The sequence below is a fragment of the Flavobacterium sp. AC267 genome (assembly GCF_979258715.1).
Map to the genome: position 1 here is coordinate 968370 of NZ_OZ409875.1, position 21637 is coordinate 990006.

At 36.3% G+C, this 21637-nt stretch carries 25 protein-coding genes; all 25 read right to left on the reverse strand.

Annotation, left to right across the window (positions count from 1 at the left end; genetic code table 11):
* Positions 1-55 precede the first annotated feature (55 nt).
* The 25 genes from ACZZ95_RS05110 to ACZZ95_RS05230 all read right to left on the reverse strand — a co-directional run bounded on the left by ACZZ95_RS05110 (position 56) and on the right by ACZZ95_RS05230 (position 21484).
* Positions 56-2656 (reverse strand): hypothetical protein, encoded by a 2601-nt coding sequence (locus tag ACZZ95_RS05110; RefSeq protein WP_463468263.1) that lies wholly within the window; start codon positions 2654-2656, stop codon positions 56-58.
* Positions 2625-3218 carry a hypothetical protein gene (locus tag ACZZ95_RS05115; RefSeq protein WP_463468264.1) on the reverse strand — a complete coding sequence of 198 codons (594 nt, stop codon included), beginning with the start codon at positions 3216-3218 and terminating at the stop codon, positions 2625-2627. The genes ACZZ95_RS05110 and ACZZ95_RS05115 overlap by 32 nt, the downstream gene beginning before the upstream one ends.
* Complete coding sequence (locus ACZZ95_RS05120) at positions 3206-5578, reverse strand: fibronectin type III domain-containing protein (RefSeq protein WP_463468265.1); 2373 nt, start codon at positions 5576-5578, stop codon at positions 3206-3208. Before ACZZ95_RS05120 ends, ACZZ95_RS05115 begins: the two co-directional genes overlap by 13 nt.
* Positions 5538-6563, reverse strand: coding sequence for a hypothetical protein (locus ACZZ95_RS05125; RefSeq protein WP_463468266.1), 1026 nt, complete (start codon positions 6561-6563; stop codon positions 5538-5540). The genes ACZZ95_RS05120 and ACZZ95_RS05125 overlap by 41 nt, the downstream gene beginning before the upstream one ends.
* On the reverse strand, positions 6535-7869 hold the full coding sequence (locus ACZZ95_RS05130; RefSeq protein ID WP_463468267.1) for a SprB repeat-containing protein: 1335 nt from the start codon (positions 7867-7869) through the stop codon (positions 6535-6537). Before ACZZ95_RS05130 ends, ACZZ95_RS05125 begins: the two co-directional genes overlap by 29 nt.
* Positions 7818-8972, reverse strand: a complete 1155-nt coding sequence (locus ACZZ95_RS05135) for a SprB repeat-containing protein (RefSeq protein ID WP_463468268.1) — start codon at positions 8970-8972, stop codon at positions 7818-7820. Before ACZZ95_RS05135 ends, ACZZ95_RS05130 begins: the two co-directional genes overlap by 52 nt.
* Positions 8947-10125, reverse strand: coding sequence for a hypothetical protein (locus tag ACZZ95_RS05140; RefSeq protein WP_463468269.1), 1179 nt, complete (start codon positions 10123-10125; stop codon positions 8947-8949). Before ACZZ95_RS05140 ends, ACZZ95_RS05135 begins: the two co-directional genes overlap by 26 nt.
* The gene (locus tag ACZZ95_RS05145; RefSeq protein ID WP_463468270.1) at positions 10091-12226 is read right to left on the reverse strand and encodes a hypothetical protein; all 2136 of its coding nucleotides are present in this window, start codon (positions 12224-12226) and stop codon (positions 10091-10093) included. Before ACZZ95_RS05145 ends, ACZZ95_RS05140 begins: the two co-directional genes overlap by 35 nt.
* The gene (locus tag ACZZ95_RS05150) at positions 12204-12647 is read right to left on the reverse strand and encodes a hypothetical protein (protein ID WP_463468271.1); all 444 of its coding nucleotides are present in this window, start codon (positions 12645-12647) and stop codon (positions 12204-12206) included. Before ACZZ95_RS05150 ends, ACZZ95_RS05145 begins: the two co-directional genes overlap by 23 nt.
* Position 12648: 1 nt before the next feature.
* A complete protein-coding gene (locus tag ACZZ95_RS05155) occupies positions 12649-13020 on the reverse strand; it encodes a hypothetical protein (RefSeq protein WP_463468272.1) in 372 nt (123 codons plus the stop codon).
* A 130-nt stretch (positions 13021-13150) separates the two neighbouring features.
* Positions 13151-13462, reverse strand: a complete 312-nt coding sequence (locus ACZZ95_RS05160; protein WP_463468273.1) for a hypothetical protein — start codon at positions 13460-13462, stop codon at positions 13151-13153.
* A gap of 38 nt (positions 13463-13500) precedes the next feature.
* A complete protein-coding gene (locus ACZZ95_RS05165) occupies positions 13501-14268 on the reverse strand; it encodes a hypothetical protein (RefSeq protein ID WP_463468274.1) in 768 nt (255 codons plus the stop codon).
* A 246-nt stretch (positions 14269-14514) separates the two neighbouring features.
* Positions 14515-14691 (reverse strand): hypothetical protein, encoded by a 177-nt coding sequence (locus ACZZ95_RS05170; RefSeq protein ID WP_463468275.1) that lies wholly within the window; start codon positions 14689-14691, stop codon positions 14515-14517.
* A gap of 92 nt (positions 14692-14783) precedes the next feature.
* A complete protein-coding gene (locus ACZZ95_RS05175; RefSeq protein ID WP_463468276.1) occupies positions 14784-15149 on the reverse strand; it encodes a hypothetical protein in 366 nt (121 codons plus the stop codon).
* Positions 15150-15492: 343 nt separating this feature from the next.
* Complete coding sequence (locus ACZZ95_RS05180; RefSeq protein ID WP_463468277.1) at positions 15493-15681, reverse strand: hypothetical protein; 189 nt, start codon at positions 15679-15681, stop codon at positions 15493-15495.
* A gap of 31 nt (positions 15682-15712) precedes the next feature.
* Positions 15713-15910, reverse strand: a complete 198-nt coding sequence (locus ACZZ95_RS05185; protein ID WP_463468278.1) for a hypothetical protein — start codon at positions 15908-15910, stop codon at positions 15713-15715.
* 36 nt (positions 15911-15946) lie between these two features.
* Positions 15947-16213, reverse strand: coding sequence for a hypothetical protein (locus ACZZ95_RS05190; protein WP_463468279.1), 267 nt, complete (start codon positions 16211-16213; stop codon positions 15947-15949).
* A complete protein-coding gene (locus ACZZ95_RS05195; RefSeq protein WP_463468280.1) occupies positions 16125-16475 on the reverse strand; it encodes a hypothetical protein in 351 nt (116 codons plus the stop codon). Before ACZZ95_RS05195 ends, ACZZ95_RS05190 begins: the two co-directional genes overlap by 89 nt.
* A 98-nt stretch (positions 16476-16573) precedes the next feature.
* The gene (locus ACZZ95_RS05200; protein WP_463468281.1) at positions 16574-17593 is read right to left on the reverse strand and encodes a PorP/SprF family type IX secretion system membrane protein; all 1020 of its coding nucleotides are present in this window, start codon (positions 17591-17593) and stop codon (positions 16574-16576) included.
* 1 nt (position 17594) lies between these two features.
* The gene (locus tag ACZZ95_RS05205; protein WP_463468282.1) at positions 17595-18878 is read right to left on the reverse strand and encodes a gliding motility protein SprC; all 1284 of its coding nucleotides are present in this window, start codon (positions 18876-18878) and stop codon (positions 17595-17597) included.
* Positions 18856-19053: a hypothetical protein gene (locus tag ACZZ95_RS05210; RefSeq protein WP_463468283.1), complete on the reverse strand. Its 198-nt coding sequence runs from the start codon at positions 19051-19053 to the stop codon at positions 18856-18858. Before ACZZ95_RS05210 ends, ACZZ95_RS05205 begins: the two co-directional genes overlap by 23 nt.
* On the reverse strand, positions 19050-19292 hold the full coding sequence (locus ACZZ95_RS05215; protein WP_463468284.1) for a hypothetical protein: 243 nt from the start codon (positions 19290-19292) through the stop codon (positions 19050-19052). Before ACZZ95_RS05215 ends, ACZZ95_RS05210 begins: the two co-directional genes overlap by 4 nt.
* On the reverse strand, positions 19279-19446 hold the full coding sequence (locus ACZZ95_RS05220) for a hypothetical protein (RefSeq protein ID WP_463468285.1): 168 nt from the start codon (positions 19444-19446) through the stop codon (positions 19279-19281). The genes ACZZ95_RS05215 and ACZZ95_RS05220 overlap by 14 nt, the downstream gene beginning before the upstream one ends.
* 101 nt (positions 19447-19547) lie before the next feature.
* Positions 19548-20840, reverse strand: a complete 1293-nt coding sequence (locus ACZZ95_RS05225; protein ID WP_463468286.1) for a hypothetical protein — start codon at positions 20838-20840, stop codon at positions 19548-19550.
* A gap of 191 nt (positions 20841-21031) precedes the next feature.
* The gene (locus ACZZ95_RS05230) at positions 21032-21484 is read right to left on the reverse strand and encodes a hypothetical protein (RefSeq protein ID WP_463468287.1); all 453 of its coding nucleotides are present in this window, start codon (positions 21482-21484) and stop codon (positions 21032-21034) included.
* Positions 21485-21637 lie beyond the last annotated feature (153 nt).

The window sequence follows — 21637 nt, forward strand, 5'->3', positions numbered from 1 at the left end:
ACTGCAGGTCTGCGTTATAGTAATTGGATTTGACACATTACTACAAGTCCAATCATCAGAAGCAGTTACTTGATAAGTTCCTGCACCCAATCCAGCAAATGTTCTGCTTGGCTGTGTCGCTTCTAACAATTTGTGTACCATCAGCTAAAGTACCGCTTAAAGTAAATGTATAGTTACCAGAACCTCCAGTTACTGTATTTACAGTAATTGTCGCATCTTGATCTTCAAAACAAAGTAGTACTGTTTTATCTACTCCAATAGTAACATCAATTGGCGTTGGATTTACCAACGGAACATTAAATGATGCTTCACATCCTTTGCTATCTGTTACATAAACAGTATAGTTACCTGCTGTTAAATTCTCGAAATTAGGAGAATCTTGATATGAAGTGATAATATTTGTACCAATTCTCAACTCGTATTTATATCCTCCTGGCCATCCGCCTGTTACAGATGCTATAATTTTACCATCGTTATTACCTGTAATACAAGTAATTTCTTTCTTAGTAGCCGTAACCGCTAATGTCAGCGCTGGTTGTGAAATAGTAAAGTTTTTAGTTGACTGACAGAACGGTGTATTTACTAATGTTCCAGTAATACTATAAACTCCAGAAGATAAACCAGAAATTGTAGTTGGACCAGCTGTTGAAGATGAACCCGTTGTTACAATAGTGTTTGAAGCGTCACGGATCACATAATCAAATGGACCTGCGCTATCAGGATTAACTGGATTTGTTTTAATTAACAAGTCTACTATAGTAACATCAATGCTACCGTTGCTTCCTGCAAAACAAGTTACGTTCTGAACATTCTCAATTTTAAGATCGAATGTATTTGGCTCGTTTACATAATGTATGTAGTCAACACTACAACTTGTATCTAGATTAGTTACTGTTACTAAATAATTTGCAACTGGTAAACCTGTAAATCTTCCATCAGAATTAGTTTGCAAAGGATACAAAGTTCCAAGTGCTCCTGTAGAAGCATCGATGTCTACAACAGTATACTGTAAATTCGTTGGTGTTCCTCCGATTGAACTAATTGAAACTGTAATATCTTCTAGATTATTACATGTAATGGCACGATCAACATTTACCGTGATTTTGTCTAAAGCAATGTATGGATTGATCACAATTTGCGCTGGAGCAGTTCCGATACAACCTTTATTATCATAAACGTTTACGATATATGTTCCTCCAGTTAAATCATGAATTGTATAAACTGGATTAGATCCGAAATAAACAACCGTATTTGGAGTACCTACTTTTATAAATTCATAATTAGCATACATATTAGAACCTCCCGTTACTCCAGAAACTGTAATTGTAGCAAAGTTACTTGCATTACTTCCTGTGTTACAGTTGAACTGAGTAACTGCTGGCGCAGGAACGTTAATTGGTAATGGTGTATTTACATCTGTTTCTTCTGTTGTAATACATCCTCTTCCAGAAATAACTGTGATTACGTAATGACCTGTAGCTAAACCAGTGAAGATATTAGAATCCTGATAATTAGCTCCTCCGTCGATACTATATCTGTATTTCGGGTTATCATTAACACCTGCTGAAGGTGTTGTCATAGTCGCTGTAATAGTTCCATCTGAGAATCCTGCGCATGTTACTGGTGTTGCTGTTAATGCAAATCCAGTAATTAAAGTTGCTGGCTGAATAGTTTCAGTAACTTGTGCAGTACAACCCGTTGTTGTATCTCTAACATAGAAAGTATAAGTATTAGGAACTAATCCGCCAAATACTGCAGAAGTGCCAAAATTTGTACCATCACTGCTGTATTGATAATTACTGCTTCCGCCTTCAGCTTCAACTGTAATTTCACCATCAGGATCATTACAAGTTGGTACAGCAGTAATACGAGATTTTAATTTTAGAGGTTCTAAAATTGTTACACTGAATGGAACTGGATTTGTACATCCGTTTTTGTCTCTTATTGTAACAATATATATACCTGCTTTATCAACAGTAAATGTTCCTGTTGGCTGGAAACCATTTCCAATACTGTATTCAGCACCACCTGCAGTTGTTGCAGTAACTGTAAATGTATAAGTTCCTGTTGGACTTGGACATTGACTGAATGTGTTTACAGTAAGGTTTGATGGACTAACATCTTCTGCAATCGTAACATCAAGTTTGATCGCACAATCGTTTTTATCTTTTACCCACACATCCCATTCTGTGGCTGTTGCAGGATCAAGGATAGCAAAACTATCTGGACCATATACAGGCGTTCCGTTATCTTGAACGAATGCATAAGTTAATCCTCCACTTCCTCCAGAAATAGTAGTTAGGTCGATCGTAACTTTTGAACCTGTGTTAAAACAGTTTTTATTTTCATTAAATACTGAGAATCCAGTCAATGGAGCTGGCTCAGTAATAACTACAGGAATTGTAGTTGTAAAGTCACAACTTGGATAAGCTGTCTCTACAACACGAACTGTATAATCAGTTCCAGCCGCTAATCCGTGAGGAAGAACGAATGAACTTGATGTTGTACTGTCTCCTATTCCTGTAAGAGCTGGAGTTAAAGGATTTCCTCCTCTATGGATCTCATAGGTATATGGTCCTGCGTAACCTGTAATATTGATTTCGATTGCTCCAGTTGAGTTCCCGTTACAATCTACATTTGCAAGCAGCTGTAGCAAAAACTTTTAGAGTATCAAATACTGGTACTTCTATAGTATTAGACAGAATACTACAAGTAGTATTATTATCAAAAATTTCAAAGTGATAATTACTTCCAGGTGTTAATGCGCCATAAATAAATCTATCATTAGTAACTGGTACTAATCCTCCCTCAGCAACACCGTCACGGTATGCTTGGTAAGTAAATGCTAATGGCGTATTTGTTCCACCAGTAATAACAACCTCAATATCTTGTCTGTTATTAATACAATCCATCACTGGATTTATTTTAGCAACAACAGCCGAAACTAATTTAGGGAATGGCTGAATTGTAATTGGAGCACTAACAATACATCCTTTTGCATCTTTTACATAATATCTTAATGTCTTCTGGAATCCGTTATCTCCTACAGTAAATACATGAGTATGGTCATACCATGTTGTACCATTTGCACTATATTGATAATCCTGAGGATTTGTACCTGCGCCTCCACCTGCTATTACAGTAACCACTTTTTCATTAAAAGCGGTTCCAGTACATTTGAATTCATCTTGCTCTAATCTTATTGTCACCTCTGGCATACCGCAATAGTCCAAGGTAAAGTTAAAGAACAACCTCTTGCAGAACGAACTGTAACTTCATAATCGCCATATGTTAATCCTGTAAATACTTTCGTATTTTGAGTCACTGGACTTCCTAGAGGTGTTGGTGAAATTTTAGTTAAGGTATATCTATAAGGTATATCAATATTTGTTGCTGGCAATGTAACGGTAATCGTTCCATTATTCAATGTTCCTTGAGAACCTGAACAACTTGGAGATGTACTAGTTAAACTGAAATCAACCGTTGCTGGTATCGCTAAATCAACATCTACCGATTTACTACAATATAATGCTGGGTTTAATGTTCCTAAATCCTGAACAGTAATTGTATAATTACCCGGAGCCAGATCAATAAATAAAGGATCATTGTCTTGAACTACCGGAGTACTACCCGTAACGGTATTGTTTACCAATGTATATCTAAAGTTTTTTGATGGATGACCACCTGTAACTACCGCTGTAATTCTTCCATCTGTATTAATACAAGTTGGCTGTGTTGTAAAACTAGCTTGAATATCTAGTGGTGCGTAAATCTCAATATTTGAAACAGTATTACCACAACCATTAGCATCTTTCACTCTTACCGTATGTGTTCCTGAAGATATATTAGGAATTGTAAATGATGTTGCTGATGATGGTGCTTCTTCAAAATCCCCATTGTCTAAACTATAACTATGAACTCCAACTCCTGATGTTGTTAAAGTAACAGTTATACCAAAAGCTCCTTCTACAGCTGTACATTGAAGCGCAGGAACTGCTGTGATTACTGGTGTCGGATCTTGAGCAACTGTAACAAAAGCATGCTTAACGCAACCATAAGCATCACGTACATAAACGATATAGTCTCCTGCATTTCTATTAAATGTATTAGACGTATGAGATGCAATATTGAATGAAGCTGCCGCTGGCTGAACATCATCAGAAATATCGCGTGGGTTTCCTAAATCTGGGAAAATTTGATATAAGTAAGGAACTGCTGTTGGGAAACCATTTGCCGGATCTGCAACAGGTACTGTTGTTCCTCCTTGTCCTTGAGCTGTAACAACTCCAGAATTTGCCGCACAATTGGCATTTTTTCCTGAACTAGCTCTCACTGATAAAAGTGTAGAAGATTCTCTAATCGTAAATTGATCTGAAGCTATACTACATCCCGCGTTAGTTGCACCTGCTGATTCTTTTACTAAAACATAGTAATTACCAAAATTTAAATCTGGACTAGTCAATGTAACAGAACCATTTGCAGGCACTTGTCCTATACCTGTTACTCCTGTTGATACATTACTAAGTCTGTCAAAAATTTCATATTCAATGTCAGTTGCCACAGGATAAATACTTGTAACTGTAAATTGAACGTGACCATTACCACTTCCAAAACAACTCACATTGGTAGATACTAAAGCACTTGTATCTAAAGTAGAGTTTGTTGCTATTGGTTGATCATGTGTTTGAAAGTAGTAACATTTTGTACCATCATCATATACCATAAAAGTATACTTTACACCTGGCGTTAAACCAGTAATCGTTGCTTCTTTACTTCCTGGTGTACTTGGTGTACCAGGCGTTGTTTCAGGAACCCACTGTGAAGAAGGGAAAGGATTATCTACTCCCCTGTAAACACTAAAATAGAACGGTCCGTTTCCTGTAAGCGCTGAAGCTACCTTTACATTTGCTGATCCTCCACCAATTGGACCAGAACTACAAACTGCTGGAAGTGATGTTACATCGATATCAAGACTTTGTACCTGAGAAGCAACTAAAACATCTTTATATTCTACTAAACAATTGTTCGTATCTGTAATTTTAATTTGATACAATCCAAATTCAACAATATCAAAAGTTACAGAAGTTCCGCCAATATTAGGCTCTAATTTATCATAATTATGACCTGTAACATGGTATATATATCCTGGTGTACCACCAATAACCGAACTAATAATGATCGAACCTTTTGAAACATTTCCAGAGTTATCGCAGGTAATTGGTCTCACAGTGTAATCTACAACTATAGGGTCTGGACCCGCAATTGTTCCAGGCATAGAATGAGTACAACCATTAGCATCTGTAACTGTAATCAAGTAAGTTCCTTTAGGAAGACCTGTAGTTTGTGTTCCATAATTAACATTTGGAGTAACATCCGTCTTAACAACAGTATAAACGTAAGGACTAGCTCCTTTAGAAAAATCTAAGTCAATTTTGAAAGATCCTGTTTGATCGGCACTACAATACACCACATCTACTTGATCAACATCTGTTATTTCCGGATTTGTTTTTGGCTGTACGGTTCTAGTAGCTGTAACACTACATCCTGGAGTCGCAAGCATCTGTAAATGTAAATACATATACTGTAGGTGTCGTTTTTCCTGCGACAATACCACTTGAATCTGTGTAAGTAAATGTTCCATCAGTAGCCGTAACATTATGTATTGTTACTGGTGTAGTCTCTGGATCTCCGTCAATTGTAACGGTATAAGTATATACTGGATTTCCACTTGTTCCTTGAGTTCCCCCAGAAACTGTACCTGTAATTACAACATCTGATGTATTACATTTTGGCCCAGCAAATAAGTTGGTACTAACTGTTAATTGAGGGGCAACAATCTGCTCGTCTAATATGGCACTACATCCTGTAGAAGAATCTCTAACCGTAATAATGTATTTACCTGGCTCTAAATTTTCGAATGTTCCGTTACCTTGAGCCGTTTGTCCATTTATACTGTAGGTATAATTCGTTTGCATATTTGGAGTTACGTAAATAGCTCCTTTACTGGTTGTGGTATAACATAAACTAGCAGAAGAAATACTTGCCGTTACCGTATCATTCAATAAAATTGTAAATGAACCTGTTACTTCACAACCATTTAAATCTGTAACCTTAACGCTATAAGTACCATCTTCTAAACCTTCAAATCTATTGTTATTTATTTGTTCGATTTCCGGACCAGTTGCAGGCGTTATAGTATAAGTATACTGTGTACTCCAACCTCCTGCAACATTAATTACTGCTGTTCCTTTATCAGAACAAGTTTCTGGAGTTACAGTTGCTGGAGTCATTATTAATTGATCCAATGGCTCTGCTACATTATGGCTTCTTGTTACAGTACAGTTTGTCGTTCCATTCGTAACCAAAATGGAATGATTTCCTGCATTTAAATTAGGAACAATAATATCAAAAGACGTTTCTGTTGGATCAGTTGTACCTGTATAAATAGTTGTTCCTCCGTCTACTGTATAAGAATACGGTGTATTGTTTCCGAAACCAGATATGGTAAATTTCAGAGATCCATTAAATTCTCCTTTACATTTCACTACGCTTTCGGCAGACACTTGTAATAGAAATCTCTGGTAATTTATCAATTGTATGGGATACTTGTTTCTTACAATTATTTTCGTCCATTACCTCAAACATGTAAGTTCCAGGAGCTAAGCCTGTAAACGTACGATCTGATTGGAATATTGTTTGAAGTGCAATTGGTGAAACGATACGGTATTGGAATGTTGCCAATGTACCTTTACCACCAGTTACTCCATCAATTGTAACATCCACTGTATTAGCAGGACATCTTAATGCTGTGTTAGAGAAAGTCATACCAGTTGGAGGCGTTAAAGCTACAATAGGATCTGCTACTGAAACTGTTAACGGACATCCTTTACCATCTGTAATCTCTACACTATAAGTTCCTGCAACAGTTAGTCCTGAAAATATACCATCAGTATTTGTTGCTACAGTTGTTGTTCCTCTTTTTAAAACAAAAGTAAATGAACCATTTCCACCGCTTGCAGTGGCAGTAATTGTTGTCGCGTGATCACAATTATATGCTATCGTAATAGATGCAGAACCTTGTATTGCGACTGGTGCAGTAATAGTTACATCTATTTGTCCTGAACATCCTTTATTATCTCGTACATAGAAAGTATGTAGTCCTGCTGATAAGCCAGAGAAAATTCCAGTTGTATTAGTAAATGTGATGTTGTCAGAGCTATATCTGTAACCGCCTGAACCATTTTGCGCGACTAATACAACAGATCCATCTGATAATCCGTTACAAGAAACAGGCACTTTACTAACCTCTCTTAAACTTGGGTTTGTAATAGGATCAACTACAGCAGTCAATTCTTTAGTACATCCTTTTGCGTCTTTAATCTCAAAAATGTATGTATCTGCAATTCCTGTTGTATAAGTAAATGTAGTTCCGCTTGGTGTAGTTGGCTGTACAAGTGTTCCTGTTGCATTACCAGAAACTAAACTTACTGTATATGGAGGATATCCATATGAAATTGTTCCTGTAACAACAGCATTTCCTGTTGTTGGAGAACAATCTAACGTCTTGATACCTTTATCAACACTTAATTCTCTCTCAATTCTAAAATCAATAGGATCTGGAGAACAACCTACTGCATCTATAACGATGATTGTATGGTCTCCTGGTTCAATATTATTAAATACATTAGAAGGTGTTTGAGCTGGTTTTCCATCAATACTATAACTGAATGGACCCGTTCCTCCAGTAACAATAACCGTTACTGAAGCTTTGTTTGCAGTATCATAACAGAAATCTGAATTAATATCTAATGCGGCGCTTATTGCAGGCGCGCTACAACTTTTACAGGAGCACCTACTGCGCTGACACATTTATTAGCATCTCTTACAAATACTTCATAATCTCCTTCTGGGATATCTGTAAAGTCTGTATTAGATTGAAACGGTTTATATACTGTTCCGTCTGCATGTCTTAATTCATATTCGTAAGCTGGTGTTCCTTCGGAAGCTGAAGCTCTAATTGTAGCTCCTACAGAACATTTTGCAGGAATATGTACAACACCTCCAGCAATAAGTGCTTGTGGGGCTTTAATTGTTGGAGTAAATGTTTTTGTACAAGTTGCTTCTGTTGTAGCATCGTAACGAACTCTTACATCATATGTTTTAGCTTCTAAGCCTTTAATAATAAAAGGAGTAGTTTTAACATTGATCCAATTTGCTCCTCCGTCTATGGTATAATCATAACCGTAAGTAGTGTCAAAATTAGTTGCTGTAACTGTGATTTCTCCATCATTTGGAGCACCTGTACCTCCACAAGAAACATCTTTAGTAACATCTGCAGTTCCTGTAAATGCTTTTCCTGTTGGAACAACAATAGTTAATAATTTTTCTTTGATACATGATTTTGGCAATTGATATACTTTAATATCATCAATAGCACCATCGTTACCACTATATTCTGTACTTCCTGATCTTACTCTAAAGATCAAAGTGGTGTTGTTACCTGGATTTAAGGTTACTTCTCTTTTTTCCCACTTATTCGATCTTAAAATTGTTGGGATAGGAGGAATTCCTGTTGGATTTGGCGTTGGCGGAATAGCCGGTGCTTGCGCAATTACATTTCCATTGGTATCCACCAATTCGAAAGCGAAACTTGGATCTACACCTCCAACGAAATCAGCTCTGAACAAGTTAGCTAAATAAGCTTCTACAATTACAGGCTGACCTGGAATAACGTCATTGATTTGTTTACTATATAAAACTCCGTTTGGACCTGCCGCTCCACCAATGTTTACGGCTAAGAAACGTCCAAAACGATTTGTTGCGTTTGAAGTATGATCTCTAAAAGGATACCAAGCTGAATTGTTTGGTACAATTTGTCTTGTTACAACATACTGATTGTCTTCTAAAGTACCTGCCTTATTTGGACAAGTAGAAGGCAAATCTAAATCATGGTAACAATATGCTTGCTGCAATTCCTGGAGATTTAGTATTGTAACCAACACCAAAATCTTCATTCAATAAATTACTGAAAGTTGGAACTGTTAAAAGAGCATATTCTACACGAATAGTATGTGATCCCGGAGGAACATTTAAGAATACATTTGGCGGAACATTTGTATTTGGTGTTGTGCTTCCGTCAATGTAATATTTATAATTATAATTTTCTGGTCCTGGGTTATCAACAATTACTGTACTAGTAGCAGATCCATCACAATTAAAATCAACTGGTGTTTCAACTGAAATTGATGGTGCTACCGGTTCTTTGTCTAATACAATACCTTCCATTAAGAAAGTACATCCATTAGCATCTTTAATATAAAGATTATAAGTTCCTGGCGCTACGTACTTTTCATTTTCTGGCTGAAAGTTAACTCCTCCATCGAAACTGTATGTATAATTAGGCACTCCTCCCTGTGGATTTGTAATACGTAATTTACCGAATCCGTTTCCAGATGGATCACAACCTGCTAATTCAGAAACTCCCGCAGAAGCTGTTAATGCAGTTCCCGGTTCATCAATAAACACTTTTACAGCTGGTTCGATACATTCTACACCACCGTAAGTATATTTTACAATTATATCGTAGTTTCCTTTTGCTAAATTGTTAATTGGAGCAACAGAACTATAATTTGTACCATCAATGCTATATTCAACTGTGTATCCTGAATTTGCAGGATTTATTGCCACATCAATATAACCATTACTTTCACCATAACATTTAGCATCGTGAGGTGTAAATGTAACAGTAGGTTTTGGAACATCTTCAGCTTTTACTTTTACTGTTACAGAACAAGAATTATAATCTGTAACTACAATAGTGAATTCTCCATTAGGAGGTAATGGTCTAGTAAATGGAATAATAGGATTTGTTCCATAATCTACTCCATTTACGGTGTAGTAATATCTTGCCGGCGAATTGGCCGGAGCACCTGGAGGTAATGGAACTGGAGTTCCGCCAGAAGCTTGTATAGTAATTTCACCATCTCCACAAGCAAGTGTTTTGGTAACTTGTGCCGTGGCAGTTAATTTTTTATCGTTTATTGTAACTCTCTTCGTTTCTGTACAACCGTCAGTTGTAGTAACTGTAACATCATAAACTCCCGCAGACAAGATCAAAAAACTCATGAAAGTTTGGAGTCGTTTTTTGTCCAGAATCTCCCACTATATTTCCTGCAAGATCTATAACTACAAAATGGTAATCACCATTAACGTTATCTGCAGAAGCACGGATAGATCCTTTTCCTTCACAAAGCGCATCATTTGGTGTAACAGTAGTTTTAAAATCTGCTCTTAAAATAGTAACATCAATTGAGAATGGACAAGAAGATGTTTCTGTAGTTGTCGCATTCTGCTTAACGTGTACAGTATAATTATTAGTAACCAAATTATCAAATACATTTGAAGTTTGATAATTAGTCCCGTCTAAACTATATGTATAACCTGTACCTGGCTGTGGATTTGTAACTGTAATTCTTCCAGGAGTATTACAAACTACGTCTTTTTTGTCAACCGCAATTTTTAATGGATTCTTAAAGACACTAAAATAGAATATGTTCTGGCAATTATTTCCATAAGATACCACTACTCTATAAGATCCAGATTTGTTGGCAGTAAATGTTGGTCCATCTGGAGCGACTTGTGTCCAGTTAACCGCATCTTCATAAGCACAACTTTCAGGGAATCCTGTAGGAGGAACATCTGTTGTTACCTGCCATTTAACAGTCGTATCGGCCGCAGTAATTTTGGTATCAATAAATTTTGAATCGTTTTCACCACATAAGAAAATCTTTGGAAACTCTTTTCTATCATTTGTACAAAGATAAGGTCTTCCTGTAGCTGGATCGATATTGCTTGCATAAGGGCTTACTGGATTATCATTAGCTCCAACAGCATAATCTGTTACGGTATAAGTCTGCAAAATACCTTTACAATCTGGATTACCTCCCGTTTGTACCGTATATTTTCCAGCTTTTGTAACTGTAATTTCTCTAGTAGTACCAACAACTCTACCAGCTTCATCTTTCCACTCATAAGTTGTGTATCCATTTGTCGCTCTTAGAATTGCGCTACCACAAAGTGATACCGATCTTTGAAACAAACAATCGTCAATACCAACCAAAAAGTTAGTAGACGTTGGATCACCTACAATACATCCTGTATTAAAAGAGTAACTTCCGTCACCATAAGGATTACCGTTATTAGTTGGATTTAAAGTTCCAAAATATCTAGAAGTTGCCGTATTTTTAATAAGGTTAGAACAAGCATCTACTAACTCGTTACAATCGTTTACTACTCTAACTCTAAATTTTATCGTATAAGTAGAACCATCTTTTTTAACAATACCATCTGGAACTGAAAACACAAGTGTTCTGGTAGCTGGATCATAAGAGATATCTTGTACACCATTATCTTTTTTAATAATATCAACTGATCGGTCAAAAATTACATTTTGCGGCAGTACATCAGTAATTGTAAAATTTTTGGCGTCGTCATTTCCTTCATTTCTAAAACCAATTTCGTAGATTATTTCCTGACCTAAATTAACCGGGTCTGATCCTAAATTATATTCTTCGCGAACACCAGTCGCATTAGTACGAACTCCTTTTACAACTTTAGTCAATACAATTTTTGGCTCAATAACGTCAACTGCAAAAGTAGTTACAAAGGCTCCATATCCATCACCATCAGTTGTTAATCTTAAAGTCGCTCCAGTTTCTCCATTGGGAATAATAGAATTATTATCATTTTTAAGAACGATATGATCAATATCAAATCCCATATTATTGATACTTTTGGGTTTTCTATTTGTACCCAAAATATGTAATCCATTACTAGATATCGATGCATTAAAGAAATTGTTCTCTAGATTAACATCGTCTTTCAATTTAGTAAAAGTTGCTTTTGAATTTGCTTTAATAGAAAAACTATCATTATTAGTTTCTTTATCTCCCTCTAAAGCGCCTACGCCAATTTTTGCATTTACTGGAAATCCAACAGGTAAAGTTTGAAAACCGCTGACCGTATAATCAACTGTTTTATCTTGTGTTCTTCCAGGATCTACTCCCACATAACCATCAAAAACCGAGATAAATTTACTTGGCAAGCTTGGGCTTTCATAAATTACCACCAAAGTCCAGCCTCCAGCACCACCACCATCTCTTTTACCTCTAGCGACTCTAACATTCGCAACATAATACTCACCATTAGCATCTGACAAATCCTGCAAGCAGTTTCGTTACATCACTAAAACATACATATGGAGAATCTTTGAAAGAATCTTGTACTCTATTCCCATTCTTTTTATAACCATCAAAAATTACTTCTTTAGTATCCGTTTTACTGGCTGTTATAGTTTTATATAGCCCGTCGCTATTAGGCAGTTTAAACTTAATTGTATTCCAGTCTTCTTCTCTTAAAGAACCATCATACTTTGTGGAATTATTTGTACTTCTTTCATAAGGATAAATTGCCGACCAGTATAATCCAGCAAAGACAATATTTTTACAAGAATTATCAATGGTCAATTTAGCCATTGTCGAATTAAAAGTATCAGGATCATTATCGATATCTATGTACTCAACAAAAAAATCATTGTTATTCCCATTACCATCAAAATCTCTACTCGCCTCTGTTGTTAAAGTTGACAAATTAGTAACTGTTCCAGTATAAAGAACACCATTTACAGGAGCAAGCAGGACTAAAAACAGGTCTGGTATCTGTTTTACTGATAACCGAATTACCAATTAAAATAATGTCTCCTTTTACTTTAATGCTACCCCCAGAAAGTCTAGGTGTAAAAGCAGTTCCGACCTGAGCATTTACATAGCCGAAACACATAAACAGCAGAAATCCGAAAATAGCTCTCCGGTTTTCTTTTACTTTTACAAATAGTGGTTGAAGCATTTGTTTTTTATCAAATGATTCCACTAGTTTTTCAAACTGTTTTTGAGTATCAGAAACAATGCTTTTGATAGAAGTAAAAACAGTTTTAGCTGATTTAAAAATAGTAGGTTTTTCCATAGTCCTTTTTTTGTTTACCCTGTATATTATTCTCCAAGGGGCATTAAAGAATAATACAATTAGTACTCTAAAATATTTATTAATCTAGTTCCTCTGTTTAAAAGGAACCATTGTTTAATCTTACTTAATATTAATTCTCCACTTTTACGATGGCCATTTTTCCGTTGTATGATTTACTACCCTTTGCTTCTAATGCTTTAGTTGCGTCTTGTAAACCTTCAAACTTCTCGTAATAGATATAGTATTTACTTGTTGCTACATTGTAGAAGAAATTCACATCTGTACGTCCGGCGACAACTGCTTTAGTCAAGAACTCATCACGCTTCTGTACACTGTTATGAACTGCAATAATCAAATAATAACCGCTGTCAGAATTCTTAATATTCTTAATAATCTGCATGTTTGACTGCTCTTCTCCAAAATCAAAATCATTTGCTGTCAATGGTGTATTACTTACTTTTGTTGTCTCTTTAATACGTTTTAGAGCTGAGCAACGTCCTGCGCATATCTTCCTTGATCATTTTCATAAGCGGCACGTTTAATTCTACGTTTACGCTCAATTTCAGTCTCTGTTTTAATACGCTCTAGATCGGCTAATAAAGTCGCTCCTTCTCTTTCCATTTTTAATTGAGCTGCTTTCAATTCGTTTATCTTATCCAGATACGTTTTATTCAACGGATCATTTTTTGGGAACTTTTTAAGTCTGTCATTATACAAAGCAGATAATCTATCGATCTCATTCTTCATGCTTTTATTTGCTTCAGCAATTTGAAGTTTTAACGCTTCGATTTGACTATTCTCTGACGCTACACTTTTGAATGGTTTTGGCTCTCTATAAATTCCTTTTTCACTTAAATCATTTTCTTCTTTTAAATCGTTCAAGTCTTTTTGCTTATTCGCAACATTTGCTTTAAACTGATCTAACAAATCACTTTCAATTTTACTTGAACTTTCAACAGATTGAGTCAAACTTTCAATAGCTTTTCCTGTATCATCTTTGGCTGTAGCGACAAGTGCGCTGACATCGGCTTTTGCCTTAGCTTCTGCGACTAATTGTGCTTGGCGCTCTTCTTCTTCTCTAAGCTTTCTTGTTTCCTCTTCAGCTTTAAATTTCTCTGTTGCTTCAGCATCTGCTTTTGCTTTGGCATCGGCAAGAAGTTTTGCTTGTAAAGCTTCCATATCAGCTTTTGCTTTTGCGTCTGCGCCTAGTTTAGCTTGAAGTGCCTCAGCGTCTGCTTTTGCTTTCACATCTGCGACTAATTTCGCCTGACGTTCCTCTTCTAATCTTGCCTTTTCCGTAGCCGCCTGTGTCGCTTTTAATGCTTCAGCATCTGCTTTCGCTTTTGCATCTGCGGCTAATTTAGCTTGACGAGCTTCTTCTGCTTCTTGTAATTTTTTAGCTTCTGCTTCTGCTTGCGCTTTTGCTGTAGCTTCAGCATCTGCTTTAACTTTAGCGTCTGCTAATAATTTTGCTTGCGCATCGCCATATCAGCTTTAGCTTTTGCATCTGCTCGCAAGTTTAGCTTCTAGTGCTTCAGCGTCTGCTTTTGCTTTAGCATCTGCGACTAATTTTGCCTGACGAGCTTCTTCTTCCACTTTTGCTTTTGCTTCAGCAACTTGTTGTGCTTTTAATGCTTCCGCATCTGCTTTTGCTTTAGCTTCTGCAAGCAAGTCTAGCTTGTTGCGCCTCTGCGTCTGCTTTCGCTTTTGCATCTGCGGCTAATTTAGCCTGACGAGCTTCTTCTTCCACTTTCGCTTTTGCTTCAGCAGACTTGTTGTGCTTTTAATGCTTCTGCATCTGCTTTTGCTTTGGCATCAGCCGCAAGTTTTGCCTGTAGAGCTTCAGCATCTGCTTTCGCTTTTGCATCTGCGCCTAATTTAGCTTGACGAGCTTCTTCTGCTTCTTGTAATTTTTTTGCTTCAGCTTCCGCTTTTGCTTTTGCTGTAGCTTCAGCATCCGCTTTAACTCTAGCATCTGCAATAAGTTTAGCTTGTAAAGCTTCCATATCCGCTTTCGCTTTTGCGTCAGCCGCCAATCTTGCTTGTTCAGCTTCTGCATCTGCTTTTATCTTAGCTTCTGCCGCTAATCTTGCTTGTTCTGCCTCAGCAAGCAACTTTTGCTTTCGCATCTGCTTCTAACTTCGCTTTGGCCGCAGCCTTCAGCATCTGCTTTTGCTTTGGCATCTGCCACAAGTTTAGCTTGTAATGCTTCTGCATCTGCCTTGGCTTTTGCTTCAGCGACTAATTGCGCTTGACGAGCTTCTTCTGCTTGTTTTATTTTTAATGCTTCTGCATCCGCTTTTGCTTTCGCTTCAGCGACAATAATTGCTTGTCTTGCTTCAGCATCGGCTTTAGCTTTTGCGTCTGCGGCTAATTTTTTCTTTTAATGCGGCTTCTTCAGCAGTTTTTGCTTTTGCATCTGCGGCAAGTTTTGCTTTGTTTGCGGCATCTATAGATGTTTTAGTTTTTGCTTCAGCAAGCGACCTTTGCTTTTGCTTCAGCGACTAATCTTGCTTGTAATGCATCCGAATCTGCTTTTGCTTTTGCATCTGCGACTAGAATTGACTGCATATCTGCAGCTTCTGCTTTTGCTTTTGCATCTGCTTTACGTTTTGTTTCTGCGGCTTCAGCTTTAGCTTTATTATCTTCAATAAGTTTCAATCTAGCGGCTTCAGCATCTGCTTTTGCTTTTTCAGTCGCAGACTAGTCTCGCTTGTCTTGTCGCTTCTGCATCTGCTTTTACTTTTTCGGCAATCGCTAATCTAGCTTTTGCAGCAGACTTCAGCATCAGCTCTAGCTTTATCAGCGGCAAGCTGTGCGGCTCGTTTTTTGTGGCGCAAGCAACTGGTTTCGCTTCTGCGGCTTTTGCTTTTGCAGCTGGCTTCGGCATCCGCTTTTGCTTTTGCGTCTGCGGCTAATTTTAATTTCATTGCTTCAGCATCTGCCTTAGCTTTATCAGCAGCAAGTTGTGCGACCGTTTTTTGTGGCGCGACTGGTTTCGCTTCCGCAGCTTTTGCTTTTGCAAGCTGGCTTCTGCATCCGCTTTTGCTTTTGCATCTGCGGCTAATTTTAACTTCATTGCTTCAGCATCTGCTTTAGCTTTATCAGCGACTAATTGCGCTTGTGTTTTTTGTGCTGTAGTGGCACCTGGCTTGTTTGCAACGGCTTGTGCTCTTGCGACAGCTAGCGGCATCTACTCTGGCTTTATTATCAGCGACCAGTTTAATTCTGCGTTGCTCTGCATCAGCTCTTGCTTTATCAGCGCCTAATTGTGCCTGTGTTTTTTGTGTTGCGAGCAACCGCTCTATTTGCTGTTGCAGTTTGTGCTCTCGCTGCAATTGCAAAGCATCTGCTTTGGCTTTAGCATCGGCGACTAATTTTATTTTAATAGCTTCAGCATCTGCTTTAGCTTTATTATCGGCTTCTAATTTTGCTTTTGCTCGCAGCTTCGGCATCGGCCTTAACTTTTTCTGCGGCTAAAGTCTGGCTTGTTTAGCTTCGGCATCAGCTTTTGCTTTCGCTTCAGCAGACTAATCTTGCTTTTTCAGTTCCGTCAACTCTTGTAACTTGAGTTGCTCGCTGATTTTGGTTTAGCAGGAACGGGTTTTGGTTTTGCTGGATCAATTAATGAACCTTCCTCATCATCTCCGTAATAGTAATTTCTATTTTTGAATTTGTAGGCAATGGCAAATTCATGAGAACCGCCTAAATTAGAGAAATTGCCCATTCCTCTTTCGTAATTGTATTCAATAGCAATACTTGGTGAAATATTAACCCCAAGTCCTGCTGAAACTCCGTATAAAGTGTTATAACCTGCCTGTGCCCAAACTCCTTGTTGAAGTGTCAGCATACCAAGTCCTGAAATAACTGTTTTGTCTTTTTTAACTTCTGTTTTGATGATACCTGAAAATTTACTTCTATCAAAAAAACCATAACTATCAATATATCCAGTATACATAGCATGTAGTTCGATAGCTCTTTCAGGATCTTCTTTAACCATTCCAGATCCAAAATTGTATAAAACTAAATTGTTAATAGACAATCCGAAATCTAAAAATGCAGTACCGTAGTTAATCCCTGGGTTTACGGTTAACAAGGTGCTTTTTGGAAAGTCTCCGTTTAAAATAGTTGGATCATCTGAAATAATTTTCCCTGTATTTAAGCCACTTTGATAAACACCAACATTTAAACCGAAAGTCAAATTGCTGTCTTCTTCAAGAACAATGTTATGAGCGAAATTGGCAATTCCGCCAAAAACAGTCATTAACCCGTAATTCTGTTGAAATAGACCAACTGCAAATGCTTCATTCTCTCTAAAGCGTCCAGAATAGTTAAATAAGTAAGTGTTTGGAGCATCTTCAAATTGCGTCCACTGTCTTTTATTATAAAAACTTACATACGGATTTGTTTCTCGAACAAAACTGAATGTTGGGTTGATTAAATATCTATTAAACTTTAAAGAATTTCTGATGGGTAATGAAAACGAAACAACTCCATCCTCAGAAGCTTCTTGAGAATAGAGTACATTTGAAAAACCGTAAAATAAAGTGATGAATAGTAAAATTTTCTTCATATTATTTTAGCACTGTTATTGATCCTTTTTTTTCACCTGTGTCGGATTGAATGACATAGTAATAAACGGGATTTACATTTTTAAAATCTACATTGTTTTGAGGCCAATCGCCTTGATAATTCACAACGTCCAAAACTTTATCTCCGTTTGAACTTATGATAATTACTTTAGTCTCTGCATTTTTGTATTCATCAGGAATATTCCAATATGGATTCATTCCGCTTAATCGAATAATATTTGGAATAACACTTGATGGTCCTGAATCTCCATTGATTCTAAATGCAAATTCTTTTGTTGCAACGCGACCAGACGCTTGAGAAATTATTACTTTATAATTACCTTTTACGGATATCACTAACGAATTTCCTGTTTCTCCTGAAATTATATTATTATTTAAATACCATTCGTAAGAAGTCGCAGATGCATCGGTAGTAACGGTTACATTAATCGTTTCACCTTCACTTAATTTATATCCATCTTCAGCATCAATACTGGCGTCGAAACCATTGCTTTGAAGATTTATACTTCCTGTTGCTTTACATCCTCCAAAATCAACTTCTACAGTATAAACTCCAGATTCGTTTGTAGAATACGTACGATTAGTTGCTCCTGTAATTGCAGTTCCATCTTTTTTCCAAACGTAACTGTTTCCTGAAGTAGCTGTTAAGACAGTTCCTGCACCACTGGCACAAAAAGGATTTCCTAAACTTGAATTTATTGTTACTCCCGAACCTGATTCAGATGTTGTTACAGTAACACGATTTGAATAGGATAACGAAGTACAGTCGCCATAATTGGTTTCTACATAATAAGTTCCTGGTGTTGTAACGGTATAACTAGATGTAGAATTACCAGCCAGTAAAGTAGGTGGTACACTTGTTCCATTATCCCTATACCAATTATAGGATAATGAAGAATATTTTAAAGGAGAATCATTTTGTGGAGTCGTGGAATCTGGGTCTATAGATAGCACAAAACTACCTCCAGAACAAAAAGAAGCGCTTCCGTTAAAATTATTAATGGTGTACTGTTTGTCGTGTATTTTATAATAAATAGGAAAAGAGTTCTTTTGAGTTGATGAGAAAAAATTAGTACTGACAACTCCTGTAGAACTTCTAACTCTTAGTTTATAAATGTCCGATCCGATAATATTCTGCGGTACTGTGAAAGTAATTGTTTTTCTGTCTGGTGCATCGTCTTTAGTAACTCCAGTTAATTTAATTGGAGTCGTAAAACTTCCATCTTTATCGGATAACTCTACTTCAAATGTCGTCCCTGCTCGCAAAACCTGTATGAAGAAATGTTGCATCATAGATCTGGCTCGTAACACCAGCACAAATTCTATCAAAATTTAGAATTTCTGGTGTTATTTTTTGAGCATAACCACTTGATTTAGCAAAAAAGAAAATGCTAAATAAAAGTAAAAATTTGGTAAAAGATAAAGTAATTTTTTGAATCATATAGTGCGTGTTCTGGCTAAGTCTATACGCTCAAAAAACAAAATATCTATGAATGTTTCTGAAAAATCATACTTGTAGTTTTCAATAATATCTTTTGCAAGAATTGAAGTTGACGTAAGTGTTGAATTGTCTTGACAATCGTTTGATACAGTATTTGGTTCAGTTGCTATAGTAAGGCTGTCCTTGGGGTTGGACATCCCTACTATAAACTGATTAATGCCGTTTTTAATTGCAAGCATTTGTATTGTTTTGGTTTACATTACCTAAAGTTAATGTGCACGCAGAACCAGCGACCTTTGTAGGTTTTTCTGCTGTATTCTGTGCATATAGAGTTAACGAAATAGGCGAAACCAAAAATATTATATATAAAAAATATTTTTTCGTAGATACCATTATGTTTTGATCTTTATTTGGGTCCGGTAAGACGATACATAAATTGTGTCTGGGGACTTTATTAATAAAATTTACGCGTGGAAATAAAAATCGAAATCTATTTATCTATTGCCGCTTGAAGCCGTGATTTTTCCTAATTGTAATCTGAAATCTGGTTTTTTAGGATTGTAAATATCAATGAATGTTTCTTTGTTATCACTTTGTGACATAACATTGAAAAACACACTGTTTCCATACCAGCTTTCTAAATCTTCATTATTAGAATTGTATTCTGTAAAGATGTTTCCATTACATAGGTTTAAATACATTTCTTCAATTTTGATTTTTTTAAGATTAGCATCATTGATCTCTATTTTACTGTCTAGTAAAACAGCTGGATTGAATCCAGAAATTACACTACGCTTCATTTCAAGAGAAGCGCCTTCTGCAACATATACAGCTTCTTTTACTAAACCAGCCTGAATATCAGCTTTGATGTTCTCACTGTCGTTAAGCATTGTAATGTTCGTAGCGACTACAAGAGTTTGTTTTTTTGTAAAGTCAGTTTCGTTCTTTTTCTCATAAGATTTCACCTCCATACAACGAGATCCATCTTTGTTACTTGATAAGTAAGAAGATCTTACTGCCAATGAGTTAAATAAACGACATTGAATACCTTGAGTAAATTTGAAGTCGTCGTTGATAGATTTATAAGAAACTAATTTAGAAGCATTAACATCACCACCAAAGAAAGCAAATGAGTCACCTCCAGAGTAGCTTACCATTACATTGTCAATAACTGTTTTGTTACCAACACCAGCAACAGTTAAACCGTTGAAAGTATCTAAACCTTTTACTTTTTTACCAGCGAATTCGATTCTAACGAATCTTAAAACTCCAGAGTTAGAAGCCGCATTATCACCACCATAAGTTGTAAGTGTTGGGTCAAGATCCAGGTTGTAAGAACCTACGTTTCCAAATTTATTAATTGGAGCATCTCCTAGGATTACTACTCCACCCCAGTCTCCAGCTTTTTTCAAGCTTCTGTTTGAAGTAAATACAATTGGATCTGTTTCTAAACCGTCTGCAACAATTTGTGCACCTTTTGTAACTACCAATGTTCCTTTTGTTTCGAAATCACCAATAATTAAAGTTCCTGGTTCAATAGTTAAAACAGCATTGTTTGTAACATATACGTTTCCTTGCAAAACGTAGATATTTCTTTTCAGCAATTTAGTATTAACAGAAATATTTCCTGCTAAAATTTGGTTTGCTTCTCCATAGTCCACTTTGTTAGGCTTAAACTCGGTCCAGTTGTTCAACCAATTGTTGTAGCCCATAATTCCTTTCTCTTGTTGAGCACTCATACTCGTAACTGTCAAAAGAACGCAGATTAATTGAGTAATTTTTTTCATGATAAGGGGGGTATTACGGTTAATAATAAATTTGGGTATGCGTAAATGAAAAAACTCCTCTCGAGTTTTCCGAAATTATCAGAACCCTCGAGAATGAGTTTTTTTTATTTTGTTTCTCAAGAATGTTCAATATAGATTTTATCCATCTACGCAAACACTTCGAAAAAGGTTTTAAAAAAAATAGTCTTTTATTACATTTCGTTCAAATCGTTGAACTCGTGTAATGATTTCAATGTACTTTCGTAAAACAAGATTGCGACAATTAGATTTCCTTTATCAGAGTAAGGCATCATTTTTCTTTGAAACTCAACAGTTGTATCCAAAAATGTTGATGTACCTGTAGCCTGATTATCTAATACTTTTTTGTGTTCAGAATCGTCTGGAATACCAAGGTCGGCCATAGTAACTCCAGGTTTTGTAACCAAAGCAATGTAAGGAAGAGTTTTTACAAGAACTTTAATACGTTCGATGTATAATTCTAAAAGTTCCCCTTTTTGCATACCACTTAATTCTTTTTGATCATGGTATTTACGAATAAGAGCAGTTGTACTAATAATACTTCTTGGCGCATTCTTAGCTTGTGCCGAAACGGTCGCAGTAGTTAAGATAAAAAGTGCACTTAGCAGAGTAATTTTCCCTTTCATATATTCTTATTTATAATTGGTTGTTGATAAAAACAAAAATATATAAATTAACTTAAACTCCAACTTTAATACAATAATTTTTCAAAAAAAAACCTTAAAAAAACCTTAAAAACCAGTGTTATGTCGAGAAAATGTGCGTTTTAACGCGCTTTA

Excerpts from the sequence above, each read along its gene's own strand:
- ACZZ95_RS05115 (WP_463468264.1), bottom strand. The coding sequence starts at position 3,218 with ATGCCAGAGGTGACAATAAGATTAGAGCAAGATGAATTCAAATGTACT.
- ACZZ95_RS05120 (WP_463468265.1), bottom strand. The coding sequence starts at position 5,578 with ATGTATTTACATTTACAGATGCTTGCGACTCCAGGATGTAGTGTTACA.
- ACZZ95_RS05130 (WP_463468267.1), bottom strand. The coding sequence starts at position 7,869 with ATGTGTCAGCGCAGTAGGTGCTCCTGTAAAAGTTGTAGCGCGCCTGCA.
- ACZZ95_RS05140 (WP_463468269.1), bottom strand. The coding sequence starts at position 10,125 with ATGAGTTTTTTGATCTTGTCTGCGGGAGTTTATGATGTTACAGTTACT.
- ACZZ95_RS05155 (WP_463468272.1), bottom strand. The coding sequence starts at position 13,020 with ATGGAAAAACCTACTATTTTTAAATCAGCTAAAACTGTTTTTACTTCT.
- ACZZ95_RS05175 (WP_463468276.1), bottom strand. The coding sequence starts at position 15,149 with ATGCGAAAGCAAAAGTTGCTTGCTGAGGCAGAACAAGCAAGATTAGCG.
- ACZZ95_RS05185 (WP_463468278.1), bottom strand. The coding sequence starts at position 15,910 with ATGCCGAAGCCAGCTGCAAAAGCAAAAGCCGCAGAAGCGAAACCAGTT.
- ACZZ95_RS05190 (WP_463468279.1), bottom strand. The coding sequence starts at position 16,213 with ATGCCGCTAGCTGTCGCAAGAGCACAAGCCGTTGCAAACAAGCCAGGT.
- ACZZ95_RS05195 (WP_463468280.1), bottom strand. The coding sequence starts at position 16,475 with ATGCCGAAGCTGCGAGCAAAAGCAAAATTAGAAGCCGATAATAAAGCT.
- ACZZ95_RS05200 (WP_463468281.1), bottom strand. The coding sequence starts at position 17,593 with ATGAAGAAAATTTTACTATTCATCACTTTATTTTACGGTTTTTCAAAT.
- ACZZ95_RS05210 (WP_463468283.1), bottom strand. The coding sequence starts at position 19,053 with ATGATTCAAAAAATTACTTTATCTTTTACCAAATTTTTACTTTTATTT.
- ACZZ95_RS05215 (WP_463468284.1), bottom strand. The coding sequence starts at position 19,292 with ATGCTTGCAATTAAAAACGGCATTAATCAGTTTATAGTAGGGATGTCC.
- ACZZ95_RS05220 (WP_463468285.1), bottom strand. The coding sequence starts at position 19,446 with ATGGTATCTACGAAAAAATATTTTTTATATATAATATTTTTGGTTTCG.
- ACZZ95_RS05225 (WP_463468286.1), bottom strand. The coding sequence starts at position 20,840 with ATGAAAAAAATTACTCAATTAATCTGCGTTCTTTTGACAGTTACGAGT.
- ACZZ95_RS05230 (WP_463468287.1), bottom strand. The coding sequence starts at position 21,484 with ATGAAAGGGAAAATTACTCTGCTAAGTGCACTTTTTATCTTAACTACT.